The organism is Gilliamella sp. wkB18 (assembly GCF_001690875.1).
Taxonomy (GTDB): Bacteria; Pseudomonadota; Gammaproteobacteria; order Enterobacterales; family Orbaceae; genus Gilliamella; species Gilliamella apicola_A.
This window is the reverse complement of the sequence record NZ_LZHM01000099.1, coordinates 1-23,075: the sequence shown is the minus strand read 5'-3', so window position 1 is coordinate 23,075 and position 23,075 is coordinate 1. Positions and strand designations below refer to the sequence as shown.

The window sequence follows — 23,075 nt, the reverse complement described above, 5'->3', positions numbered from 1 at the left end:
GTTTAACTCCATAGGAGTCAATTGTGAAAGACTTATTAAAGTTTCTAAAAGCACAAACAAAAACTGAAGACTTTGATGCTATCAAGATAGGCCTTGCTTCTCCTGATATGATTCGCTCATGGTCTTTTGGTGAAGTCAAAAAACCTGAAACAATCAATTATCGTACGTTCAAACCTGAACGTGATGGATTGTTTTGTGCACGTATTTTCGGACCAGTAAAAGATTATGAATGTTTATGTGGAAAATATAAACGTCTAAAACACCGTGGTGTTATTTGTGAAAAATGTGGAGTTGAAGTAACTCAAGCTAAAGTACGTCGTGAACGTATGGGACATATTGAACTTGCGTCACCTACAGCTCATATTTGGTTTTTAAAATCATTACCATCTCGTATTGGTTTATTACTTGATATGCCACTTCGTGATATTGAACGTGTCCTTTATTTTGAATCATTTATGGTTCTTGATGGAGGAATGACAAATCTTGAACGTGGTCAGATCTTAACTGAAGAACAATATTTAGATGCGTTAGAAGAATTTGGTGACGAATTTGATGCTCGCATGGGCGCAGAAGCTATTCAAGAGCTACTACGAAATATTGATGTTCAAGCAGAATGTGAAGCTTTACGTGATGAATTAGCAACGACTAATTCAGAAACTAAACGCAAAAAAATAACTAAACGAATTAAAATTATTGAAGCATTTATTCAGTCTGAAAATAAACCTGAATGGATGATTCTAAATGTATTACCTGTATTGCCGCCGGATTTACGTCCATTAGTGCCACTTGATGGTGGTCGTTTTGCAACGTCAGATCTTAATGACCTTTATCGTCGAGTGATTAATCGTAATAACCGTTTAAAACGTTTATTGGATTTAGCAGCACCAGATATCATTGTACGTAATGAAAAACGGATGTTACAAGAATCTGTTGATGCATTATTAGACAATGGTCGCCGTGGACGAGCGATTACGGGTTCTAACAAACGTCCATTAAAATCCCTTGCTGATATGATCAAAGGTAAGCAAGGTCGTTTCCGTCAAAATCTGTTAGGTAAACGTGTTGATTATTCTGGTCGTTCTGTAATTACTGTTGGTCCATACTTGCATTTGCATCAGTGTGGTTTACCGAAGAAAATGGCACTTGAATTATTCAAACCATTTATTTACGGGAAACTAGAACGTCGCGGTTATGCAACAACCATTAAAGCAGCAAAGAAAATGGTTGAGCGTGAAGATGCAGTTGTTTGGGATATTTTAGATGAAGTTATTCGTGAACACCCAGTATTATTAAATCGTGCACCAACATTGCATAGATTAGGTATTCAAGCATTTGAACCGATTTTAATTGAAGGTAAAGCAATTCAATTGCACCCATTGGTTTGTGCAGCATTTAATGCTGACTTTGATGGTGACCAAATGGCGGTTCACGTTCCATTAACGTTAGAAGCACAGTTAGAAGCACGTGCATTAATGATGTCAACCAACAATATCCTTTCACCTGCGAGTGGTGAGCCTATCATCGTTCCTTCACAGGATGTGGTTTTAGGTCTTTACTATATGACTCGTGATAAAGTTAATGCTAAAGGTGAGGGAATGGTATTAACTGGTCCTAAAGAAGCTGAAAAGTTATACCGTTTAGGTCTAGTTGAATTACATGCTAAGGTTAAGGTTCGTATTACTGAAAGTCAATGCAATAACGTTGGAGAATGGAAAGAAACGACTTCACTTATTGATACAACGGTTGGTCGAGCAATTTTGTGGTTAATCATGCCTAAAGGGATGAACTTCTCAGTTATCAATCAACCGCTTGGTAAAAAAGCAATCTCTAAGATTTTAAATATTTGCTATCGCCAATTAGGTATGAAAGAAACGGTAATTTTAGCAGATCAAATTATGTATACAGGATTTGCATATGCTGCGCGTTCAGGTGTGTCAGTTGGTATTGATGATATGGAAATCCCTGCCAAGAAAATACAAATCATCAATGAAGCCGAAATTGAAGTTGCTGAAATACAAGAGCAATTCCAATCAGGTTTAGTAACAGCCGGTGAACGTTATAACAAAGTTATTGATATTTGGGCAGCAGCTAATGAACGTGTTGCTAAAGCGATGATGGATAACTTATCAACTGAAAAAGTCATTAACCGTGAAGGTGAAGAAGAAGCTCAATCTTCTTTCAATAGTATCTATATGATGGCGGATTCAGGTGCGCGTGGTTCCGCAGCTCAAATTCGTCAGCTTGCAGGTATGCGTGGTTTGATGGCAAAACCAGATGGTTCGATTATCGAAACTCCTATCACTGCAAACTTCCGTGAAGGGTTAAACGTACTTCAATACTTTATTTCTACTCATGGAGCGCGTAAAGGTCTTGCCGATACCGCATTAAAAACAGCAAACTCAGGCTACTTAACTCGACGTCTAGTTGATGTTGCACAAGATTTAGTGGTAATTGAAGACGATTGTGGTACCTTAGAAGGTGTGGTTATGACACCAGTTATCGAAGGTGGTGATGTTAAAGAGCCACTTCGTGAGCGTGTATTAGGTCGAGTTACAGCTGAAGATGTATTAAAACCAGGTAGTGCAGATATCTTAATTCCACGTAATACATTACTTGATGAAAGTAAGTGTGACTTACTGGAAGCTGAATCGATTGATAGTGTAAAAGTGCGTTCTGTGGTTTCGTGTGATACTGATTTCGGTGTTTGTGCAAAATGTTATGGTCGTGACTTAGCTCGAGGTCACTTAGTGAACAAAGGTGAAGCCATCGGCGTTATTGCTGCGCAGTCAATTGGTGAACCAGGTACTCAGTTAACCATGCGTACGTTCCATATTGGTGGAGCGGCATCGCGAGCAGCTGCTGAATCAAGTGTACAAGTTAAAAACAAAGGTAGTATTAAATTAACTAATGCTAAATTTGTAACTAATCCAGATAAGAAATTGGTTATAACTTCACGTAATGCTGAATTAACCATTATTGATGACTTAGGTCGAATGAAAGAAACCTATAAAGTTCCTTACGGTTCGATTTTAAGCAAAGGTAATGGTGTAGCAGTTGATGCAGGTGAAACTGTTGCTAACTGGGATCCGCATACAATGCCAGTTATTTCTGAAGCAAAAGGTTTTGTTCGTTTTGTGGATATGATTGATGGACAAACTATTACTCGTCAAACTGATGAATTAACAGGTTTATCATCTATTGCAATATTAGATGTAGCTGAACGTACTGGTGTGGGTAAAGATCTGCGCCCAGCAATCAAAATTGTGGATGCTAAAGGTAATGATATCTATTTAGCTGGTACAGAAATGCTTGCGCAATACTTTTTACCAGGTAAAGCATTAGTCCAGTTAGAAGATGGTGCTGAAATCAATATTGGTGACACACTTGCTCGTATTCCACAAGCATCTGTCGGAACCAAAGATATTACCGGTGGTTTACCACGTGTTGCTGACTTATTTGAAGCACGTAAGCCAAAAGAACCAGCTATTTTGGCTGAAATTGATGGTATTATTTCATTTGGTAAAGAAACGAAAGGTAAACGTCGCTTAATTATTACTCCGTTAGATGGTAGTGAACCATATGAAGAAATGATTCCAAAATGGCGTCAACTTAACGTTTTTGAAGGCGAACAAGTTGGTCGTGGAGATGTAATTTCTGATGGACCTGAATCAGCTCATGATATTTTACGTCTACGTGGTGTTAATGCGGTAACTCGTTATATTGTAAACGAAGTTCAAGAAGTTTATCGTTTGCAAGGTGTAAAAATTAACGATAAACATATTGAAGTTATCGTACGTCAAATGTTACGTAAAGCAACAGTTATTCGCCCAGGTGGTTCTCGCTTGCTTGAAGGTGAACAACTTGAAGTTTCACGCTTGAAGATTATCAACCGTGAACTTGAAGCACAAGGTAAAGAGCCAATTGTTTACTTACACGACTTACTAGGTATTACTAAAGCCTCGTTAACGACTGAATCGTTTATTTCTGCGGCTTCGTTCCAAGAAACAACTCGCGTCTTAACTGAAGCTGCGGTAGCTGGTAAAAATGATGAATTACGTGGCTTAAAAGAAAACGTAATTGTTGGCCGATTAATTCCAGCAGGTACAGGTTATGCTTACCATAAGGAACGTTTACGTAAACGAGCAATGCCATCAACTGATGAGATTCAAACAACAATTTCAGCAGAGGAAGCAACAGCTAACTTAGCTGAACTACTTAATTCTGCAGAAGAAAATCAATAGTCAGTAATACTAATTTATTAAAATAGCACGCAATCATACGTGCTATTTTTTTTATGTAATAATATCGTTTTAAAATTAAATCAGATAGTGAAGATATCTTCATTGAGATATGGCGTAATCGGTGACAGTGATTTAAATGTGAGATAAAAGGTTTTAATCATTTTTGCTTTTTAACAGGAAAAATAGAAGATAATTATATGTTATTTTCAACATTTGTTTAGTGGAAAACAAAAACTGATTCTGAAGCTTGAGTCAATTCAGGCAATTTCAAAAATACTCATAGTAATACCAACAGTAGACTAACCCACTAAGATATTTATTGTGAACTAGCAAAATTAGAATGTTTAGAAAGTATTTTATAATTATAAAATATTAACCAATAACAATAATGTCATATTAAAATAACAGTGCCATGAGCAATAATCAATCAATAAATTTGATAATAATAAGTATCTTTTACTAAAAAAGCTATTACATAAGACAACGCTATATATAAAATAAGAACTAGCAAGCCTTAGAACAACCGACATAATCGTAAAATCATTTTTATGTTCTATAAGAACCCTATTATTGTTGATACATGTAACACTAGTCTGTTTATAGATTAAAATATAAATTATCATAAATATAGAATTGGTAGCTAACTTATATTATTATATTATTTTTATGAATCTTGAACACATTGAACTATCCATAATTTCAACTGGTTATAAGGGTTTACGATGAAATCAAAATCATTAATCATTATTATTGCGCTGCTTATTATTAGTGGATTTGTCTTTTTTACAAATTATAACAAAATACAAATGCAAGATGAAAAAGTAGCAGCAACTTGGTCGGAAGTCGTCAACCAATATAAGCGTCGAGCTGATTTAGTTCCTAACTTAACTAATACAGTTAAAGGATATACTACTCATGAAAAAGACGTTTTTACTCAAGTTACTGAAGCTAGAGCAAAAGTAGGCGCTATCCAAATAACAGCAGAGCAGTTGGCAGATCCAGCTTTATTTTCAAAATTCCAACAAGCTCAATCTGAATTGAGCTCAGCGTTAAGTAGACTTATTGCCGTAAGTGAAAATTACCCAGAGCTTAAAGCTAATACTCTTTACCAAAATTTAATGAATCAACTAGAGGGAACAGAAAATCGCATAACAGTTGCAAGGGGACGCTATATTGAAGCAGTTAAGAATTTTAATATTCTAATCCGCCAATTACCAACTAAATGGATTGCAGATATGGTAGGACAACATTCTAAACAACAGTTTATGGCAGAAAACGAAAAACAAATTTCTGATCCGCCTACTGTCAATTTTGGACAATAAAACGAATGAAAAAATATCTCATAATTAGTCTATTATTGATTTTTAATTGTTCTAGTTTTGCGCTAACAACTATTCCTATTTTTAATCAGCGTGTAGTTGATATAACCAATACATTAACCAAATCACAACTTAATGAGCTAGAATCGAGTTTGATTGAATTTGAACAATCAAGGACCGATGGCGCACAAATTGCAGTGCTCATGATTGCTAAACTTAGTAATGAAACTGTTGAACAGTATGCAGATAGAGTTTTTATCAATTGGAAAATTGGAAAAAAAGATGCTGATAACGGCATACTTCTTTTAATTGTTAAAGAAGATAGGTTAATGCGTATTGAAGTTGGCTATGGCCTAGAAGGCACTATAACTGACTTAATAGCGAGTCATATTATTCAGGAACAATTAGCACCGAAATTTAAACAGAATAACTATTATCAAGGAATTAGTGATGCTATTACTGTGATAAAAAATAAATTAACTGTTTTCAATAGCCACTTTAATAAGTCACAACAATTAACTGATACTCAATCAAATGCCAATAAAGGCAATGATTTAATTAGCATAAGCAATAAAGTTATTGGATGGGCAATAGCTTCTTTTTTTATTTGCTTTGTCTTTTCTCGTTTAGTTTTTTCAACTTTAGGCAAACGAGTTTTTTTAACTGCAATATTAAATACTCTATCTACTAGCGGCTTTGTTTTATGGAATGATTGTTCTATTTCTTTTGTATTAGTATTAGCTTGTTTTTTTATAAGTATTTATTTTTCTCTTCACTTTTCTGGTGCTATTAATGGTCATTCTGGCGGAGGTTTTAGAGGAAGCTTAGGTGGTGGTATTGGTACTAGTCGCAGTTCTAGCCGTAGTTTCGGTAAATTTGGCGGTGGCGGCGGTGGTCGTAGTGGTGGTGGTGGGGCTTCGGGGCGTTGGTAATATAGCTCATGTTAAGTTTGAATTCTCAAATACAAGCTAATATTACCTGGGTAAGAAAACTTATAAAAAGCATTTAGATATCATTTTAATTAATTTATTTTAATGATTTGGGCACTTTAATAAATCTGAGAATTAATCTGTAAAACTTTTGAATTAATAATAAGCTAAGCATAAAAAGTAATCTTAAACATCATCTGCGAATGAAGCTATTGGGTCGGCTGGTAATTAGTGATATAGCGGCATCTTATTGTATTATAAATATTTTTGTATTGATGTACCAGCTTTTCTAGAGTTTTTATGAAAATTAAATAATAAAAATGGAATAAATATTAATGTAATAATCAATAACTAAAGTAAATTATCTTGTGTGTGCCCATTGACGAAAACATGATTTAAAGGTAATATGCGCGCCTTACGGCATTGTGTTGTTTTTGATAGCACATAATAATATTTAGGTAGATATGCATTGGTTATGCAAAATAAATTGCCATTAACAATTAACCCGATTAAAGCAGCACAGAAAAGGCTTGATTATATTGGATATTATCCGAATGAAGCAATAACTAGGGTTGAAAATCCGAAAAGTAATATTGAGTGTAGTTTATCTTTTGATTTTGATGAGCAACGAATTTGTGTTATTAATATTGATGCAAAAATAACGTTAGAACAAATTTGCCAACGTTGTTTTAGACCTTTTGTCACAGAAGTTCATGTGATGAATAAATTTAGTCCTGTTAAGAGTGATACTCATGCAGAGACACTGCCGGAACATTATGAACCCGTTTTGATGAACGAGTTTGGCGAAGTAGATATATTAGCGTTACTAGAGGACGAAATTATTCTCTCGTTGCCAATTGTGCCGGTACATAATAGTAAACACTGCGAAGTGTCAGAGGCAGATATGGTTTTTGGCGACATTCCAATTGAAAATGAAAAACCAAATCCATTTGCAATTTTAGTTAGTTTAAAGAATAAGGGGTAAATCCATGGCTGTTCAACAGAATCGTAAAACTCGTGCAAAACGTGGTATGCGTCGTTCTCATGATGCATTAACTGTTGCTAATATCTCAGTTGATGAATCAGGAAAAACACATTTACGTCATCACGTGACCGCTGATGGTTATTATCGTGGTCGTAAAGTGATTTCTAAATAATTACTCATTAATTAGAAACCCTCAGGTGATATTTTGGATAATCTAACCATTGCGTTAGATGCTATGAGCGGGGACTTAGGTCCTCGTGTTGTTGTTCCAGCTGCAATAGAAGCGCTAAATTATTATCCAAACCTTTCTATTTTTCTGGTGGGTAATCCAGCAGAAGTTAGTCTATTTCTATCAAAAGAAAATACAAAGCTTGTCACCCAATATCAATTAGAGCGGCGGTTAATTTTGATTGAATCAACTACGATTATTGCTAATGATATGAAGCCTGCTTATGCTATTCGCCATAGCCAAAGTTCATCAATGAGAATGGCTCTTGAACTAGTAAAAGATAATAAAGCTCAAGCATGCGTCAGCGCAGGTAATACAGGAGCATTAATGGGGCTATCAAAGTTATTGTTACATTCTTTAACTGGTATTGATCGTCCCGCTTTAGTTGCAATTATTCCCACATTAAATAATCAAAATACAGTCGTCTTAGATTTAGGTGCTAATGCTGAATGTGATAGTGATATGTTAGTTCAATTTGCAACAATGGGAGAGATCTTAGCTAAAACAGTGCTTAAGATTGAACGTCCTAGGGTTGCATTACTTAATATTGGGGAAGAAGAGGTTAAAGGCTTGGATAAAATTAGAGCTGCAGCTTCTATATTGAAATCAAATAATCAAATTAATTATATTGGCTATTTAGAAGGTAATGAGCTTTTAACTGGTAGAACAGATGTATTAGTATGTGACGGTTTTGTAGGTAATGTGACATTAAAAACGGTTGAAGGTTTAATTAAAATTCTTATGTCATCTTTTAAGTTATCGCTTAACCGTCATTCATTATTAACGAATTTATTCAGTAAGTGGCTACAAAGAAAGATCGCAAAAAATTTTGGTTATTTAGATCCGGGACGATATAATGGAGCTTGCTTGCTTGGACTTCGGAGTATTGTGATTAAAAGTCACGGTAGTGCCAATCAAAAATCATTTTATGCAGCAATAGAACAAGCTATTTTGGCTATACAAACAAATATACCTGAGAAGATTGCAACTAGCCTTTCTTCTGCACTACCCAAGAGTGAATAATTAGATGTATACAAAAATATTAGGAACAGGGAGTTATCTTCCAAAACAGATAAGAACTAATGCAGATCTTGAAAAAATGGTCGATACCAGCGATGAGTGGATCACTACGCGTACTGGTATTAAAGAAAGACGTATCGCAGGCCCAGATGAAACTGTAGTAAGCATGGCTTATGAAGCTGCTATAAATGCAATTGAAATGGCTAATATCGATAAAGAAGAAATCGATATGATTATTGTTGCAACGGCAACTTCAGTCAATGCATTTCCAAGTTCTGCAACCGAATTACAAGCCAAATTAGGCATTGGTGATGTTGTTGCATTTGATGTGTCTGCCGCTTGCTCGGGATTTGTTTATGCACTTGATATTGCCGATAAATATGTCAAAAGTGGTGCAATTAAATATGCTTTAGTTGTTGGTTCTGATATGTTAACTCGAGGTGTTAATCTAAACGATCGAAGCACCATTATCATTTTTGGAGATGGGGCGGGGGCGGTTGTTGTTGGCGCATCAGAAGAGCCCGGCATTATTGCTTCTCATCTTCATGCTGATGGTCGTTATGGAGATTTATTAAAATACCCATATGTTGATCGTCGTAATATGAATGATCCTGCTTATATGACAATGCATGGTAATGAAGTATTTAAAATAGCGGTTAAAGAATTGTCAAATTTAGTTGACGAGCTTTTAGCTGAGAATACGTTTAATAAGGAAGATTTAGATTGGTTAGTGCCGCACCAAGCTAATTTAAGAATTATTTCTGCAACCGCAAAACGCTTAGATATGGATATGAATAAGGTTATTGTCACATTAGATAAGCAGGGTAATACTTCTGCTGCTTCTGTGCCTTGTGCTTTAGATGTTGGTGTAAGAGACGGACGAATTCAACGAGGTCACCTAATTTTATTAGAAGCATTTGGTGGTGGATTCGTTTGGGGATCTGCGCTAGTTAGATTTTAGTTTATGAAGTATTTTTAATGATCAAGGATTTAAGTATGACCAAATTTGCAATGGTATTTCCAGGACAAGGCTCTCAAACTGTTGGTATGTTAAAAGATCTTGCAGATGATTTCCCGATTGTCAAATCAACATTTGATGAAGCTTCAGAAGTGCTTGGATATGGTTTATGGGATTTAGTACAAAAAGGTCCAGTAGAAGAACTAAATAAAACATGGCAAACACAACCAGCGCTACTTGCTTCATCTGTTGCAATATTTAGGGTATGGGAAAGTGTTAATGGTCCTCAACCTGATTTTATGGCTGGTCATAGTTTAGGTGAATATTCTGCATTAGTGTGTGCAGGCGTAGTTGACTTTAAAGATGCAATTAAATTAGTCGAATTACGTGGAAAATTAATGCAAGAAGCGGTACCAAGTGGTACAGGGGCTATGTATGCTATCATTGGACTTGATAATGATTCTATTCGCATCGCATGTGAGCAAGCAGCTCAAGGTCAAATTGTTGCTCCTGTAAATTTTAATTCACCAGGTCAAGTTGTTATCGCAGGTAATAAAGAAGCCGTTGAACGTGCTAGTACATTATGCAAAGAAGTAGGTGCTAAGCGTACATTACCACTTCCAGTGAGTGTACCGTCTCATTGTGTATTGATGAAACCTGCTGCCGATAAATTAGCTAACACATTAAGCGGCATTAAATTTAATACGCCAAAATTTAAAGTGGTTAACAATGTTGATGTGAAAGTTGAATCATCATCTGACAAAATTAAAACTGCATTAATTGCTCAACTTTATAGTCCTGTACGTTGGACAGAAACTGTGGAATATATAGCAAAACAAAATGTAATGCTTTTAGTTGAAATGGGACCTGGTAAAGTTTTAACTGGCTTAACTAAACGTATCGTAAGTGCACTTTCAGCTTGTGCAGTTAATGATAAAGTTTCATTAGAAGTTGCAATAGAAAATACTAAATAAAAAGAGGTAGTTATGAACCTATCAGGAAAAATTGCTTTAGTCACTGGTGCTAGCCGTGGAATTGGTAAAGCAATTGCCGAAAAATTAGCAGCCTGTGGCGCTACTGTTATTGGTACAGCCACAACGGAAAAAGGTGCTGAGGCTATTAGCCAATATTTAGGCTCACATGGTAAAGGTTTTGCTTTAAATGTGACTGAAGGACAATCAATTGAGTCTGTTATTGAGGCAATTAAAACAGAATTTGGCGATATTAATATTTTAATTAATAATGCAGGGATTACTCGTGATAATTTATTAATACGAATGAAAGAAGACGAGTGGCAAGATATTTTAGATACTAATCTAACTTCTGTTTTTCGGTTATCTAAAGCATTAATGCCAACAATGATGAAAAAACGCTATGGCAGAATTATAACCATAGGATCGGTTATTGGAGCTATGGGTAATGCAGGACAAGCCAATTATGCAGCAGCTAAAGCAGGATTGATTGGTTTTAGTAAATCATTAGCACGTGAAGTTGCATCACGAGGTATTACTGTAAACGTGGTTGCACCTGGCTTTATTGCAACCGATATGACAGAGACTTTAACTGAAGATCAAAAAGCTTTAATATTAGCACAAGTACCAGCAGGTCGTTTAGGTGAACCTATTGAAATTGCGAATGCTGTTGCTTTTTTAGCATCCGATGAAGCATCTTATATCACAGGCGAAACTTTACATGTCAATGGGGGCATGTATATGGTGTAATTGGCTAGAATAGTGTAAAATAAGCCAATATTTTGACGTTAGAACAAAAAACAAACAATTGGGTTGAAAAATGGTTGGCATCTTTTTCAACATTTTATAAACTTACATTCACCGCCACTTTCGGCGATTTTTTATAGGAAAAAATAGAGTATGAGCACTATTGAAGAGCGAGTTAAGAAAATTATTGTTGAGCAACTTGGTGTGAAAGAAGAAGAAGTCAAAAATGAATCTTCTTTCGTTGAAGATCTTGGCGCTGACTCTCTTGATACAGTTGAACTTGTTATGGCTTTAGAGGAAGAATTTGATACTGAAATTCCAGACGAAGAAGCTGAAAAAATTACAACTGTACAATCAGCAATTGATTATATTACTGCAAATCAATAAGGTTAGCAGAGTTTTCATGATAGGCGGTCAACTGATCGCCTAGTTTGTATTTATCAGATTAATTTTTTAAAGATAAATTTAAATTAAGCATAAATTATAAGAAAACTCAAAGATAGTATTTTCATTGATTCAAATTTCATTTCAATCCTTTCCTGGAGGACAATGTGTCTAAACGCAGAGTTGTTGTTACTGGAATGGGCATGATATCTCCTGTAGGTAATACAGTTGAGTCCACTTGGCAAGCCTTATTAGCAGGTCAAAGTGGTATTGAACTCATAGAACATTTTGATACAGCCCCTTTCGCAACGCACTTCGCAGCGATGGTTAAAAACTTTAATGGCGAAGATTATAATATTTCACGCAAAGATGCGCGCAAAATGGATTATTTTATCCAATACGGTATTGCTGCTGGTATGCAAGCAATGCAAGATGCTGGTATTGAGATTACGGAAGAAAATGCAGAACGAATTGGTTGTGCTATAGGTTCAGGTATTGGTGGGCTTGGGTTGATTGAAGAAAACCACAGTGCATTAGTAAATGGTGGACCACGCAAAATTAGCCCTTTTTTTGTACCATCAACAATTGTTAATATGATTGCGGGACACTTATCTATTATTTATGGATTAAAAGGACCGAGTATTACTATTGCAACAGCTTGTTCTTCAGGTGTTCATAATATTGGTCATGCTGCACGCATGATTGCTTATGGTGATGCAGATGCGATGTTAGCGGGTGGTGGCGAAAAAGCTAGCACTCCATTGGGTATAGGTGGTTTTGGTGCAGCTCGTGCTTTATCAACTAACAACGACAATCCTAAAGCAGCAAGCCGACCTTGGGATAAAGATCGTGATGGTTTTGTGTTGGGTGATGGTGCAGGAATCATGTTCTTAGAAGAATATGAACACGCCAAAAAACGTGGAGCTAAGATTTACGCTGAACTAGTTGGATTTGGTATGAGTGGCGATGCTTATCATATGACTTCACCTCCAGCCGATGGTAGTGGTGCGGCCTTAGCAATGAGATGTGCACTTCGCGATGCAGGTATTACGCCTGAACAAGTGGGTTATATTAATGCTCATGGTACGTCGACACCAGCTGGGGATAGAGCTGAAACTCAAGCAGTAAAAAGTATTTTTAAAGAAAATGCTAATAAGGTAATGGTTAGTTCAACTAAATCAATGATTGGTCATTTACTCGGAGCAGCGGGTGCTGTTGAGTCAATTTTTACTGTGCTTGCCTTATGTGATCAAGCTGTTCCACCAACAATTAATTTGGATAATCCTGATGAAGGTTGTGATCTTGACTATGTTCCACATACAGCTCGTCAAGTTAAGAATTTAGAATATGCATTATGTAATTCTTTTGGTTTCGGTGGAACCAACGGTTCAGTATTGTTTAAAAAAATCTAATTTCTTCTCTTATTCGCCGATAATTTAATATCGGCGTAATATTTTATCAAGCTTTTATTGCTTCTATGAATTAGACTCATTTTTATTTGTGCAATTCATATTCCTATTTTAAAGAGATTAAGAATATTTACATTGCTTGTGTTATAATCTTAAATAATTTTTTATAGCTTTATTATTTTGATAATTATGGCAGAACCTAAATTTATTCATCTTCACTTACATAGCGATTTTTCTATGATCGATGGAATTGCTAAAGTTAGTACATTAGTAAATGAAGTGAGTAAGCTACAGATGCCGGCATTTGCAATCACTGATTTTACCAATCTTTGTGGGCTAGTGAAATTTTACGGTTCAGCAATGTCAAAAGGTATTAAACCGATTATTGGTGCAGATCTCGCTATTAGAAGTTCTCAATTGCCTGATGATATTTACCGTCTAACCCTGTTAGCGGCTAATAATCAGGGGTATCAAAACCTTACGTTATTAATTTCTCAAGCTTATCAACGAGGTTATATTGGCGATATACCTGTTGTTGATTTGGAATGGTTGGTTATGCATCGCACTGGGTTAATTGTATTAGCTGGGCGAGAAAGTGATATTGGTATAGGTATTGTTCGTAATAATCAAACTATTATTGATCATGCTATTAATTTTTACCTTGAAAATTTTAATGATCATTTTTATTTTGAGTTAGTACGTACTAAGCGAGTCAATGAAGATGTGTTTATTCATCGTGCTATAAAGTTAGCTGAGCAATATTTATTACCAGTTGTTGCAACTAACGATGTTCGGTTTTTAAAGCCCTCTGATTTTGAAGCTCATGAGATTCGAGTTGCGATTCATGATGGAAATACTCTTGAAGATCCTTCCAGACCTAAGAATTACTCAGCAGATCAATATTTACGTTCTGAACAGGAAATGTGTGAGCTATTTTCTGATATTCCTGAAGCGCTTGAAAACAGTGTTGAAATAGCAAAACGCTGTAATGTGTCTATCCGTCTAGGTGAGTATTTTTTACCTAAATTTCCGACTGGTGACATGACTACTGAAGACTTTTTAGTGTATAAATCACGTGAAGGTTTAGAAGAAAGGTTAGTATTTTTATTCCCCGATCCAGAAGTTAGAAAACAAAGAAGGCCTGAATATGATGAACGTTTAGAAACAGAATTGACTGTTATTAATCAAATGGGCTTTCCGGGTTACTTTCTAATCGTGATGGAGTTTATTCAATGGTCAAAAGATAATGATATTCCTGTTGGACCAGGGCGAGGTTCTGGAGCTGGTTCTCTAGTTGCTTACGCATTGAAAATTACCGATTTAGATCCACTAGCATTTGATTTACTTTTTGAACGTTTTTTGAATCCTGAGCGCGTTTCTATGCCCGATTTTGACGTCGATTTTTGTATGGAGAAACGCGATCTGGTTATTGAGCATGTCGCAGATATGTATGGACGGGATGCTGTATCTCAAATTATTACTTTCGGAACTATGGCTGCCAAAGCAGTAATACGTGATGTTGGTCGAGTCCTTGGACATCCTTATGGGTTTGTTGATCGTATTGCGAAATTAATACCACCAGATCCTGGTATGACTTTAGCTAAAGCTTTTGAAGTTGAACCTCAACTTCAAGATTTATATGATAATAATGAAGAAATTAAATCATTAATTGATATTGCTCGGCAATTAGAAGGCGTAACTCGAAATGCTGGTAAGCATGCAGGGGGAGTTGTAATTTCACCAACTAAGATTACAGATTTTTCGCCAATTTATTGTGATTCAGAAGGTCATCATCCTGTTACTCAATTTGATAAAAATGATGTTGAATATGCCGGTCTTGTTAAATTTGACTTTTTAGGATTAAGAACATTAACCATTATTGATTGGGCAATCAAAATGATTAATGAACGCCGACTACGTGAAGGTAAGGAAAAAGTCGATATAACCCGAATCCCCTTAGATGATGAAAAATCCTTCGAATTATTATTAAAAGCAGAAACTACAGCAGTATTTCAGCTTGAATCTCGGGGAATGAAAGATTTAATAAGGCGTTTAAAACCTGACTGCTTTGAGGATATGATTGCTTTAGTGGCATTATTTCGTCCAGGTCCTTTACAATCAGGTATGGTGGATAACTTTATTGACCGAAAACATGGTCGAGAAGAAGTTTCATATCCCGATATTAAATATCAACATGAGTCATTAAAACCTATTTTAGAATCTACCTACGGTATTATTCTATATCAAGAACAAGTTATGCAAATTGCACAGACTCTATCTGGCTATACATTAGGTGGTGCAGATTTATTACGCCGCGCCATGGGTAAGAAAAAACCCGAAGAGATGGCAAATCAGCGTTCCATATTTAAAGAAGGAGCGGAAAAACAAGGCATTGATGGAGAACTATCAATGCGAATATTTGATCTGGTTGAAAAATTTGCTGGATATGGATTTAATAAATCTCATTCAGCAGCTTATGCGCTTGTTTCTTACCAAACGTTATGGTTAAAAACGCACTATCCTGCCGAGTTTATGTCTGCAGTTATGACTGCTGATATGGATAACACCGATAAAATTGTTGGCCTTGTTGATGAATGTCTACGCATGGGATTAAAAATTAATCCACCAGATATTAACAGTGGATTGTATCATTTTCATGTTAATGAAAAGGGCGAAATTATATATGGTATCGGTGCTATAAAGGGGGTTGGAGAAGGTCCAATTGAAGCTATTGTTGAAGCTCGTAATAGCGGTGGGTATTTCAAAAATATATTCGAACTTTGTGCTCGAACTGATATGAAAAAAATTAATCGTAGAGTACTTGAAAAACTTACTATGGCAGGTGCTTTTGATAAATTGGGTCCTCATCGAGCTGCTATTTTACATAGTATTAATGATGCGATACAAGCAGCTGAACAATATGCTAAAGCTCAAAATATCGGGCAAGAAGATATGTTTGGTGTTTTAGCTGAAGAACCAGAGCAAGTTGAACATGCTTATGCAGCTGTCCCCGAATTGCCGGAGAAAGTCTTACTTGATGGTGAACGCGATACTTTAGGACTCTACCTAACGGGACACCCAGTTACTCAATATTTAAAAGAATTGAGTCGTTATGCCGGAGGGTTACGAATTAATGAAGCTTCACCAACTGGTTGGGGAAAAATGGCTACTTTTGCAGGTATTGTTGTTGATGCTAAAGTTAGAATCACTAAAAAAGGTAATAAAATCGGTTTATTTACTTTAGATGATCGTTCTGGCCGTATTGATGGTATGCTGTTTGCAGATTCTTTAGAAAAGTTTGGGCATTTATTAATTAAAGATAAGATTTTAATAGTCACGGGGCAAGTTAGCTATGATGATTTTAATGGAGGATTCAAATTGACAGCGCGAGAAATTGTTGATTTAAAAGATGCTCGAGCTAAATATGTTAAAGGATTGGCTATTACTTTAACTGAAAATGAAGCCGAACGTGCAATGTTGCAGCGTTTGCAACAAATATTTGAACCTTATCGTCATGGGAATGTGCCTGTAAATTTATATTATCATCGAGATGATTCTGTTGTGCGTATTGAGTTTGGTGCTACATGGAAAATTGTCCCAGAAGATGCATTAATTCTTGAATTAAAAACAATACTTGGCAATGACCGAATTGAATTTGAGTTTTAGTATAACGCGATACAAAATTATTCGTATTTTAATGTTTTCGTTTATAAAACGAATAACGCAATAATGAATATACTGTAATATATATAGAAGTAGCGCTATCTTGAAGTGCCAAAATTAATAAGTGATAAATCTAGGTGACTTTGATAAGTATTACATAGTAGAATTGTCTTAATTTTATCTTAAGAATTAGCCAGTATACTGTATTAGATAGCGTATTTTAGGAAAATACAAAATAATTAAGAGGCAATCATAATCGTTATGAGTAATTTTTTGGAGTTTGAAAAGCCGATAGCGGAATTAGAAGCAAAAATTAATTCCTTAAAGAATATTGATTCACAACAAGTTGAATTAGATATTAATTTAGATAAAGAAATTAAACAATTGAATCAAAAAAGCCGTGAGTTAACAAGAAAAATATTTGCGAACTTATCACCGTGGGAAGTTGCACAATTAGCCAGACATCCAAATAGGCCCTATACATTAGATTATATTAAAGAAATTTTTACTGATTTCGATGAATTAGCTGGAGATAGAGCTTATGCTGATGACAAAGCGATTGTTGGTGGAGTTGCACGTATTGATGAACGTCCTGTGATTGTTATTGGTCATCAAAAGGGTCGTGAAATAAAGCAGAAAATTTATCGTAATTTTGGTATGCCAGCACCAGAAGGTTATCGTAAAGCATTAAGACTAATGGAGTTAGCAGAACGTTTTAAATTACCGATAATTACATTTATCGATACCCCAGGAGCTTATCCAGGGATTGGTGCTGAAGAACGAGGTCAGGCTGAAGCAATTGCTCGGAACTTGCGGGAAATGTCACGACTAAAAGTTCCAACAATTTGTACTGTTATTGGTGAGGGTGGCTCAGGGGGGGCACTTGCCATTGGAGTTGCTGACAAAGTGAATATGCTTCAATATAGTACTTATTCTGTTATTTCTCCTGAAGGTTGTGCTTCTATCTTATGGAAAAGTGCTGATAAAGCACCAGTCGCAGCTGAAGCAATGAATATGACAGCAGATAAATTATTGAAATTAAATCTTATTGATTCAGTGATACCCGAACCACTTGGTGGTGCTCATCGTGATTATGTGGCAGTATCAGATTCACTAAAAAAACAGCTGATAAGTGATCTTGATGAACTTGGAAATATCGAATTATCAGTGCTGCTTGAAAGAAGATTTCAACGTCTAATGAATTATGGTTATGTAAGATAATCTTACTTTGGAATATCATTATGGAAAAAGCAACGGGGTTGCAACGTTTGATTAATGCAACCAAATATTCTCTGAAAGGCTTTAAATCAGCGATTAAGTATGAGATAGCTTTTCGACAAGAATTAATTCTGTTGGTTATAGCTTATATAATTGTAATGTTAATAGATTTTTCAATTTATGAACGAATTTTATTACTAGGTTCTATCGGTGTTGTGATGATTATAGAACTCCTTAACAGTGCAATTGAGTGTGTTGTAGATCGAATTGGTAGTGAAAGACACGAATTATCGGGAAGAGCTAAAGATTATGGTTCTGCTGCAGTTTTCTTATCTCTATTATTAACTGTTATTTTATGGATTTATATATTTTCTTGTCATTTTTTTTCTTAGAGATTTACTAATAAAAATTATTGATTTAAAAGCTTTATGATTAAACATTTGATAACGACTAATTTAGTTTATTTAAAAGTGCGAGATCGGCTCGCATTTTTAAATAGTAAAAGTTATTCTGAAGTTAATTGTTTTATTGAGAAATTACCTGTTTTTTCTATATCTAAAATATTTTTTAACCATGGCATAATTTTTTGCATCTGGTCATATAATTTCCATGGCGGATTTATAACTATCATTCCAGATGCTGTCATGCCTTTTTGATCATTATCTGGTTTTATAGCAAGTTCGAATTGTGAAATTCGTTTAATACCTAAATCAATAATGCCATTAATCATCTTTTCCGTTTGTGTGCGAGATACCACAGGATACCAAATTAAGTAAACACCTGTTGCAAAACGTTTATATGCTTCAAATAATGCTGCAGGGATTTTTTGATAATCGTCTTTAATTTCATAAGAAGGATCAATCAATATTATTCCACGGCGAGATAGTGGAGGTAACTTTGATTTTAATTGGGAAAATCCATCTTCACGTAAAACTTTTGTTCGTTTATCTTTAATAAATTCTTGTTTTAATAAAGGGTAATCAGTTGGGTGTAACTCTGTAAGGTTGAGCTTGTCTTGTTCACGTAATAATTGCTTCGCAATTAATGGTGAACCAGGATAATATTTTATTTCCTCAAAAGGATTATAGCGTCTTAGTACCGATATATATGTATTAAGCAATTCAGGAATATTAGATTGTTGCCATAGTAAATTAATTCCTGATAAATATTCACCCGTTTTTTCTGCATGCTCACTTCTTAATAGATATCGTCCAGCCCCCGAGTGTGTATCTAAATATAAAAAAGGCTTTTCTTTTTCCTTTAATGATTCAATACATAATGTTAAAACAATATGTTTTAATACATCTGCATGATTTCCTGCATGGTAACTGTGGCGGTAGCTTAGCATAGGGAATCTACTCTCTTTTTTTCATTTTTTTGCATATAAAAGGTTATTAAGGATAAACAAAGAAGACAAGGAATTTCCATTAATTCTTCAATGAGATCTTTTCGCTCTTTTGTTATAACTAGAAATTCATGTCCAATACGGCGATGTTCCGCAATATCAGCTATACCTAAGAATAAAGAAGCAAAGAATATATGCCAAAATGGTATTTTTTCGTATTTGTAGCGACGAGCAATTTCTCGGCGAATTGTGGGTAGAAATATACTTAGTATTGGGATCGTTATTAATATACTAGCAATGATTTTATAATAGAAACGAGGTACCTCAGGGAAAAAGTCTCTTCCCCAACTAATTCCTCGACCAAAAAGCATAAACCACCAGAAAATTGTCCAAATCCAAAATCTATAAAGCTCAGAATGTTCAGATACTCGTTTTGCATAATAATAGGTATAACAGCACATAAATAATAAGAAGAGAGATTGAATATGTTCAATCACTACAACCGTCATTCCATTGTATAAAGGTATAAACCAATTTCCCGTAATATAAAGTATAATGCCAAGAGCGATAATTAATAACGAACTTTTATAAAAATGAAAATCTAACTTACACATGCAATATCTCAGTATTAAATAGCACTTTTAAGTTTGAGTATAGTACCGCATTTACGACATAAATAACTAGTTTTATTATTTTGAATTTTATTGTGTCTTATCGAAGTTAAGTGATGTTGTTGACAACTACAGTAGTATAAGTAAGTATTGCGTTGAATGGAAAAACGGTGAGTTGTTGCAGGGATTTTTCCTAATATTTCTGACATAATATATTGCCATTCTTTACCATGTGGTTTTACTTTACCAAACTCTTTAAAGACAATGAGATGAGCTAATTCGTGAGGCACAACTTCCTCAATAAATTGAGTACCATTATCTAGCAACATAATCGAATTAAGTTGAATTTCCCAACGTGTTAAAAAGGCACTACCAGCAATACTGCCTTTGGGTTTATAAATGATCTTGGGCTCTTTATATTGGGAATGTAGACGTTGATTGGCTTGTATTAAATGAGTTCTTAAACAAGCCATAGTTTGATTATGTAAATAAATTGGTATGCGTTTATAATCCTGCTGCATCACGTAATAGTGCCGCTTTATCAGTTTTTTCCCAAGGAAATATATCTCGACCAAAATGACCGTAACTTGCAGTTTGTTGATAGATTGGTTGAATTAGATCAAGCATTTGAATCAATCCATAAGGTCTTAAATCAAAAAATTCTTTAATAAGTGATACGATTTTATCGTGATGTGTTTTTTCTGTGCCGAAAGTATTGACATAGATTGATGTAGGATTGGCAATACCAATTGCATAAGATATTTGTAATTCACATCTGTCAGCGAGTCCTGCCGCAACAATATTTTTTGCAACATAACGTGCGGCATAAGCTGCTGAGCGGTCAACTTTTGAAGGATCTTTTCCAGAAAAAGCGCCTCCACCGTGATGAGCTGCTCCGCCGTATGTATCTACAATGATTTTGCGTCCAGTTAGTCCACAGTCACCCATTGGGCCACCAATAACAAAACGTCCAGTTGGATTAATAAAGTATTTTGTTCTAGGTGTTAGCCATTCGGCGGGCAATGTTGGTTTAATGATTTCTTCCATGACGGCTTCATGTAATGCTGTTTGCTCAATGTCTTCTGAATGCTGAGTTGATAAAACGATTGTATCAACACCTTTTATCTGACCATCTTGGTAAATTAATGTGACTTGGCTTTTTGCATCAGGTCTTAACCAAGGAAGTGTACCATTTTTTCTAACTTTTGCTTGGCAGCGCATTAAGTCATGAGCATAGCTTATAGCTGCAGGCATTAAATTTGGCATTTCATTTGTAGCATAACCAAACATAATACCTTGGTCTCCAGCACCTTGTTCTAGAGGATTATTTCGATCAACCCCTTGATTAATATCAGGAGATTGTTTGCCAATGGCATTGAGTACCGCACATGAATTTGCATCAAATCCCATTTCTGAACTGGTATATCCAATGTCATTAATTGTTTTTCGAGTTAATTCTTCAATGTCTACCCAAGCTGAAGTAGTGATTTCTCCACCAACTAAAGCCATACCGGTTTTTACATATGTTTCACAAGCAACACGAGCCTTTGGATCTTGTTTTAAAATTGCATCAAGTACAGCATCAGATATCTGATCGGCAATTTTATCTGGATGACCTTCTGAAACAGATTCTGAAGTAAATAGAAATTCTGACATAGAATACCTTCTTAATTTAATTCCTGCATAATGCTTAAAATATAATATTTAGCCTTAATATATCTATTTTAGCAGTTTTACCGTCTAGACGTCTAGTTTATAATTTTCAGAACTAAATACCATATCAGCTTGAGTAAAATACTTGCATTAATTTTTAATCAATTTACGATATGAAGCGTTTCTAATTTATTATTTAATTTCCTATAGCTAAAATGAATATCGTAAAACAATCGCCTTCAGTGTTAATATTTGATTCAGGTATTGGTGGTTTATCTGTTTATAATGAAATTTACAATAAAATACCTAATGCACATTATATCTACATGTTTGATAATGAAATGTTTCCTTATGGAGATAAATCATCAGATTTTTTAATTAATAGGGTAAACTCTGTCATTGAGGCTGTTACTAAATTTTATCCAATTGATTTAGCAGTTATCGCTTGTAATACAGCTAGTACTATTTGTTTGCCTAGTTTGCGCGCTAAATTTTCTTTTCCTATTATTGGAGTTGTACCAGCTGTTAAACCTGCTAGCTTACTTACTAAAAATAAATGTATAGGATTATTAGCAACAAAAGCAACCGTTGAAAGAACTTACATAACCAATTTAATACAGCAATTTGCTGCGCATTGTACTGTTAAATTATTAGGATTATCAGAATTAGCGCTTATAGCCGAAAATAAATTACAGGGCATTATTGTAAATATGGAGCAGTTGAAAGAACTAATGCAACCTTGGCTTGGCCTACAAACAATCCCTGATACAATAGTATTAGGTTGTACCCATTATCCTTTTATTAAAACAGAACTACAGATGCTTTTTCCTCAGGCGAGCTTAATAGATTCGGGATATGCGATTGCAACAAGGGTCTATAATTTGCTAAATGATAAATATAAACTAAACCAAATAATTCTTTCTACGTCAGAAAATATTGTATTAAGCACAGCTTATACTCAGTCTGTAGAAAAGTTGATTAAAAAACTATCTGATTATCATCTTAATAAATATCATACTATTAAAGTTTAATGAGATTAAAAATTACACGACTAAATAAATATTTTATCTTTTTTGCTTGCTAAAAAAAAAGAAGTCCCTATAATGCGCACCCACTGACACGACGTCATCGAAATTGGACGGGAATAGAGTTGGTGAACAAGGTCAAAAATTTTGAAAAAAGATCTTGACGAATAAAAAGGTGTAGCGTAACATACGCAGCCCTTGAGACAGCAAAGATGATTAACAAAAAGTTGATTGAGAATTGGAAGCTGTTAGCTCTTTAAAAAGAAGAAACAGACAATCTGTGTGGGCACTTGCGAGACGAAAGATTAAAAGTCTACGGACTAAAAAGATTAAGAAGTCTTGATAAGTGACACTGAAGATTCATTTGA

The 23,075-nt window shown here is 35.0% G+C and carries 19 protein-coding genes; 15 read left to right on the top strand and 4 right to left on the bottom strand.

Annotated features, from left to right (window positions below; translation table 11 throughout):
• Window positions 1-23 precede the first annotated feature (23 nt).
• From rpoC to A9G48_RS10055, 14 genes are all read left to right on the top strand, one after another.
• Window positions 24-4,241: a DNA-directed RNA polymerase subunit beta' gene (gene rpoC, locus A9G48_RS10120; RefSeq protein ID WP_034948198.1), complete on the top strand. Its 4,218-nt coding sequence runs from the start codon at window positions 24-26 to the stop codon at window positions 4,239-4,241.
• Between the two features lie 722 nt (window positions 4,242-4,963).
• Complete coding sequence (locus A9G48_RS10115) at window positions 4,964-5,563, top strand: LemA family protein (RefSeq protein WP_034948195.1); 600 nt, start codon at window positions 4,964-4,966, stop codon at window positions 5,561-5,563.
• 5 nt (window positions 5,564-5,568) lie between these two features.
• On the top strand, window positions 5,569-6,492 hold the full coding sequence (locus A9G48_RS10110) for a TPM domain-containing protein (protein ID WP_051825448.1): 924 nt from the start codon (window positions 5,569-5,571) through the stop codon (window positions 6,490-6,492).
• A gap of 472 nt (window positions 6,493-6,964) precedes the next feature.
• Window positions 6,965-7,474: a 23S rRNA accumulation protein YceD gene (gene yceD, locus A9G48_RS10105; protein WP_034948192.1), complete on the top strand. Its 510-nt coding sequence runs from the start codon at window positions 6,965-6,967 to the stop codon at window positions 7,472-7,474.
• A 4-nt stretch (window positions 7,475-7,478) separates the two neighbouring features.
• Window positions 7,479-7,646, top strand: coding sequence for a 50S ribosomal protein L32 (gene rpmF, locus A9G48_RS10100; RefSeq protein ID WP_025316508.1), 168 nt, complete (start codon window positions 7,479-7,481; stop codon window positions 7,644-7,646).
• A 33-nt stretch (window positions 7,647-7,679) separates the two neighbouring features.
• A complete protein-coding gene (gene plsX, locus A9G48_RS10095; protein WP_080715938.1) occupies window positions 7,680-8,726 on the top strand; it encodes a phosphate acyltransferase PlsX in 1,047 nt (348 codons plus the stop codon).
• Window positions 8,727-8,730: 4 nt separating this feature from the next.
• Window positions 8,731-9,684 (top strand): beta-ketoacyl-ACP synthase III, encoded by a 954-nt coding sequence (locus A9G48_RS10090; protein ID WP_034948189.1) that lies wholly within the window; start codon window positions 8,731-8,733, stop codon window positions 9,682-9,684.
• Between the two features lie 35 nt (window positions 9,685-9,719).
• Entirely contained in the window at window positions 9,720-10,655 is a 936-nt protein-coding gene (gene fabD, locus A9G48_RS10085) for an ACP S-malonyltransferase (RefSeq protein WP_034948186.1), read from the top strand.
• A 12-nt stretch (window positions 10,656-10,667) separates the two neighbouring features.
• Window positions 10,668-11,402 carry a 3-oxoacyl-ACP reductase FabG gene (gene fabG / locus A9G48_RS10080; RefSeq protein WP_034948183.1) on the top strand — a complete coding sequence of 245 codons (735 nt, stop codon included), beginning with the start codon at window positions 10,668-10,670 and terminating at the stop codon, window positions 11,400-11,402.
• A gap of 150 nt (window positions 11,403-11,552) precedes the next feature.
• On the top strand, window positions 11,553-11,786 hold the full coding sequence (gene acpP / locus A9G48_RS10075; RefSeq protein ID WP_034948180.1) for an acyl carrier protein: 234 nt from the start codon (window positions 11,553-11,555) through the stop codon (window positions 11,784-11,786).
• 164 nt (window positions 11,787-11,950) lie between these two features.
• On the top strand, window positions 11,951-13,195 hold the full coding sequence (gene fabF, locus A9G48_RS10070) for a beta-ketoacyl-ACP synthase II (RefSeq protein WP_034948177.1): 1,245 nt from the start codon (window positions 11,951-11,953) through the stop codon (window positions 13,193-13,195).
• Window positions 13,196-13,381: 186 nt separating this feature from the next.
• Window positions 13,382-16,858: a DNA polymerase III subunit alpha gene (gene dnaE, locus A9G48_RS10065; RefSeq protein WP_034948168.1), complete on the top strand. Its 3,477-nt coding sequence runs from the start codon at window positions 13,382-13,384 to the stop codon at window positions 16,856-16,858.
• A gap of 258 nt (window positions 16,859-17,116) precedes the next feature.
• Window positions 17,117-18,076: an acetyl-CoA carboxylase carboxyl transferase subunit alpha gene (accA, locus tag A9G48_RS10060; RefSeq protein WP_034948165.1), complete on the top strand. Its 960-nt coding sequence runs from the start codon at window positions 17,117-17,119 to the stop codon at window positions 18,074-18,076.
• A 20-nt stretch (window positions 18,077-18,096) separates the two neighbouring features.
• Complete coding sequence (locus tag A9G48_RS10055; RefSeq protein ID WP_034948162.1) at window positions 18,097-18,465, top strand: diacylglycerol kinase; 369 nt, start codon at window positions 18,097-18,099, stop codon at window positions 18,463-18,465.
• A 113-nt stretch (window positions 18,466-18,578) separates the two neighbouring features.
• Here A9G48_RS10055 and A9G48_RS10050 read toward each other — a convergent pair whose 3' ends face one another.
• The 4 genes from A9G48_RS10050 to metK are packed head-to-tail and all read right to left on the bottom strand — an operon-like array spanning window position 18,579 to window position 21,685.
• Entirely contained in the window at window positions 18,579-19,421 is an 843-nt protein-coding gene (locus A9G48_RS10050; RefSeq protein WP_034948380.1) for a 23S rRNA (adenine(2030)-N(6))-methyltransferase RlmJ, read from the bottom strand.
• A complete protein-coding gene (locus tag A9G48_RS10045) occupies window positions 19,415-20,032 on the bottom strand; it encodes a hypothetical protein (RefSeq protein ID WP_051825446.1) in 618 nt (205 codons plus the stop codon). Before A9G48_RS10045 ends, A9G48_RS10050 begins: the two co-directional genes overlap by 7 nt.
• 14 nt (window positions 20,033-20,046) lie before the next feature.
• Complete coding sequence (locus tag A9G48_RS10040; protein ID WP_034948161.1) at window positions 20,047-20,550, bottom strand: SprT family zinc-dependent metalloprotease; 504 nt, start codon at window positions 20,548-20,550, stop codon at window positions 20,047-20,049.
• Window positions 20,534-21,685 carry a methionine adenosyltransferase gene (metK, locus tag A9G48_RS10035; protein ID WP_034948160.1) on the bottom strand — a complete coding sequence of 384 codons (1,152 nt, stop codon included), beginning with the start codon at window positions 21,683-21,685 and terminating at the stop codon, window positions 20,534-20,536. The genes A9G48_RS10040 and metK overlap by 17 nt, the downstream gene beginning before the upstream one ends.
• Before the next feature lie 212 nt (window positions 21,686-21,897).
• Here metK and murI point away from each other — a divergent pair, with 212 nt between their 5' ends.
• On the top strand, window positions 21,898-22,713 hold the full coding sequence (gene murI / locus A9G48_RS10030; protein WP_051825444.1) for a glutamate racemase: 816 nt from the start codon (window positions 21,898-21,900) through the stop codon (window positions 22,711-22,713).
• Window positions 22,714-23,075: the final 362 nt, after the last annotated feature.

Excerpts from the sequence above, each read along its gene's own strand:
- A9G48_RS10115 (WP_034948195.1), top strand. The coding sequence starts at position 4,964 with ATGAAATCAAAATCATTAATCATTATTATTGCGCTGCTTATTATTAGT.
- A9G48_RS10110 (WP_051825448.1), top strand. The coding sequence starts at position 5,569 with ATGAAAAAATATCTCATAATTAGTCTATTATTGATTTTTAATTGTTCT.
- yceD (WP_034948192.1), top strand. The coding sequence starts at position 6,965 with ATGCAAAATAAATTGCCATTAACAATTAACCCGATTAAAGCAGCACAG.
- rpmF (WP_025316508.1), top strand. The coding sequence starts at position 7,479 with ATGGCTGTTCAACAGAATCGTAAAACTCGTGCAAAACGTGGTATGCGT.
- A9G48_RS10090 (WP_034948189.1), top strand. The coding sequence starts at position 8,731 with ATGTATACAAAAATATTAGGAACAGGGAGTTATCTTCCAAAACAGATA.
- fabD (WP_034948186.1), top strand. The coding sequence starts at position 9,720 with ATGACCAAATTTGCAATGGTATTTCCAGGACAAGGCTCTCAAACTGTT.
- fabG (WP_034948183.1), top strand. The coding sequence starts at position 10,668 with ATGAACCTATCAGGAAAAATTGCTTTAGTCACTGGTGCTAGCCGTGGA.
- acpP (WP_034948180.1), top strand. The coding sequence starts at position 11,553 with ATGAGCACTATTGAAGAGCGAGTTAAGAAAATTATTGTTGAGCAACTT.
- dnaE (WP_034948168.1), top strand. The coding sequence starts at position 13,382 with ATGGCAGAACCTAAATTTATTCATCTTCACTTACATAGCGATTTTTCT.
- accA (WP_034948165.1), top strand. The coding sequence starts at position 17,117 with ATGAGTAATTTTTTGGAGTTTGAAAAGCCGATAGCGGAATTAGAAGCA.
- A9G48_RS10055 (WP_034948162.1), top strand. The coding sequence starts at position 18,097 with ATGGAAAAAGCAACGGGGTTGCAACGTTTGATTAATGCAACCAAATAT.
- A9G48_RS10050 (WP_034948380.1), bottom strand. The coding sequence starts at position 19,421 with ATGCTAAGCTACCGCCACAGTTACCATGCAGGAAATCATGCAGATGTA.
- A9G48_RS10045 (WP_051825446.1), bottom strand. The coding sequence starts at position 20,032 with ATGTGTAAGTTAGATTTTCATTTTTATAAAAGTTCGTTATTAATTATC.
- A9G48_RS10040 (WP_034948161.1), bottom strand. The coding sequence starts at position 20,550 with ATGCAGCAGGATTATAAACGCATACCAATTTATTTACATAATCAAACT.
- metK (WP_034948160.1), bottom strand. The coding sequence starts at position 21,685 with ATGTCAGAATTTCTATTTACTTCAGAATCTGTTTCAGAAGGTCATCCA.
- murI (WP_051825444.1), top strand. The coding sequence starts at position 21,898 with ATGAATATCGTAAAACAATCGCCTTCAGTGTTAATATTTGATTCAGGT.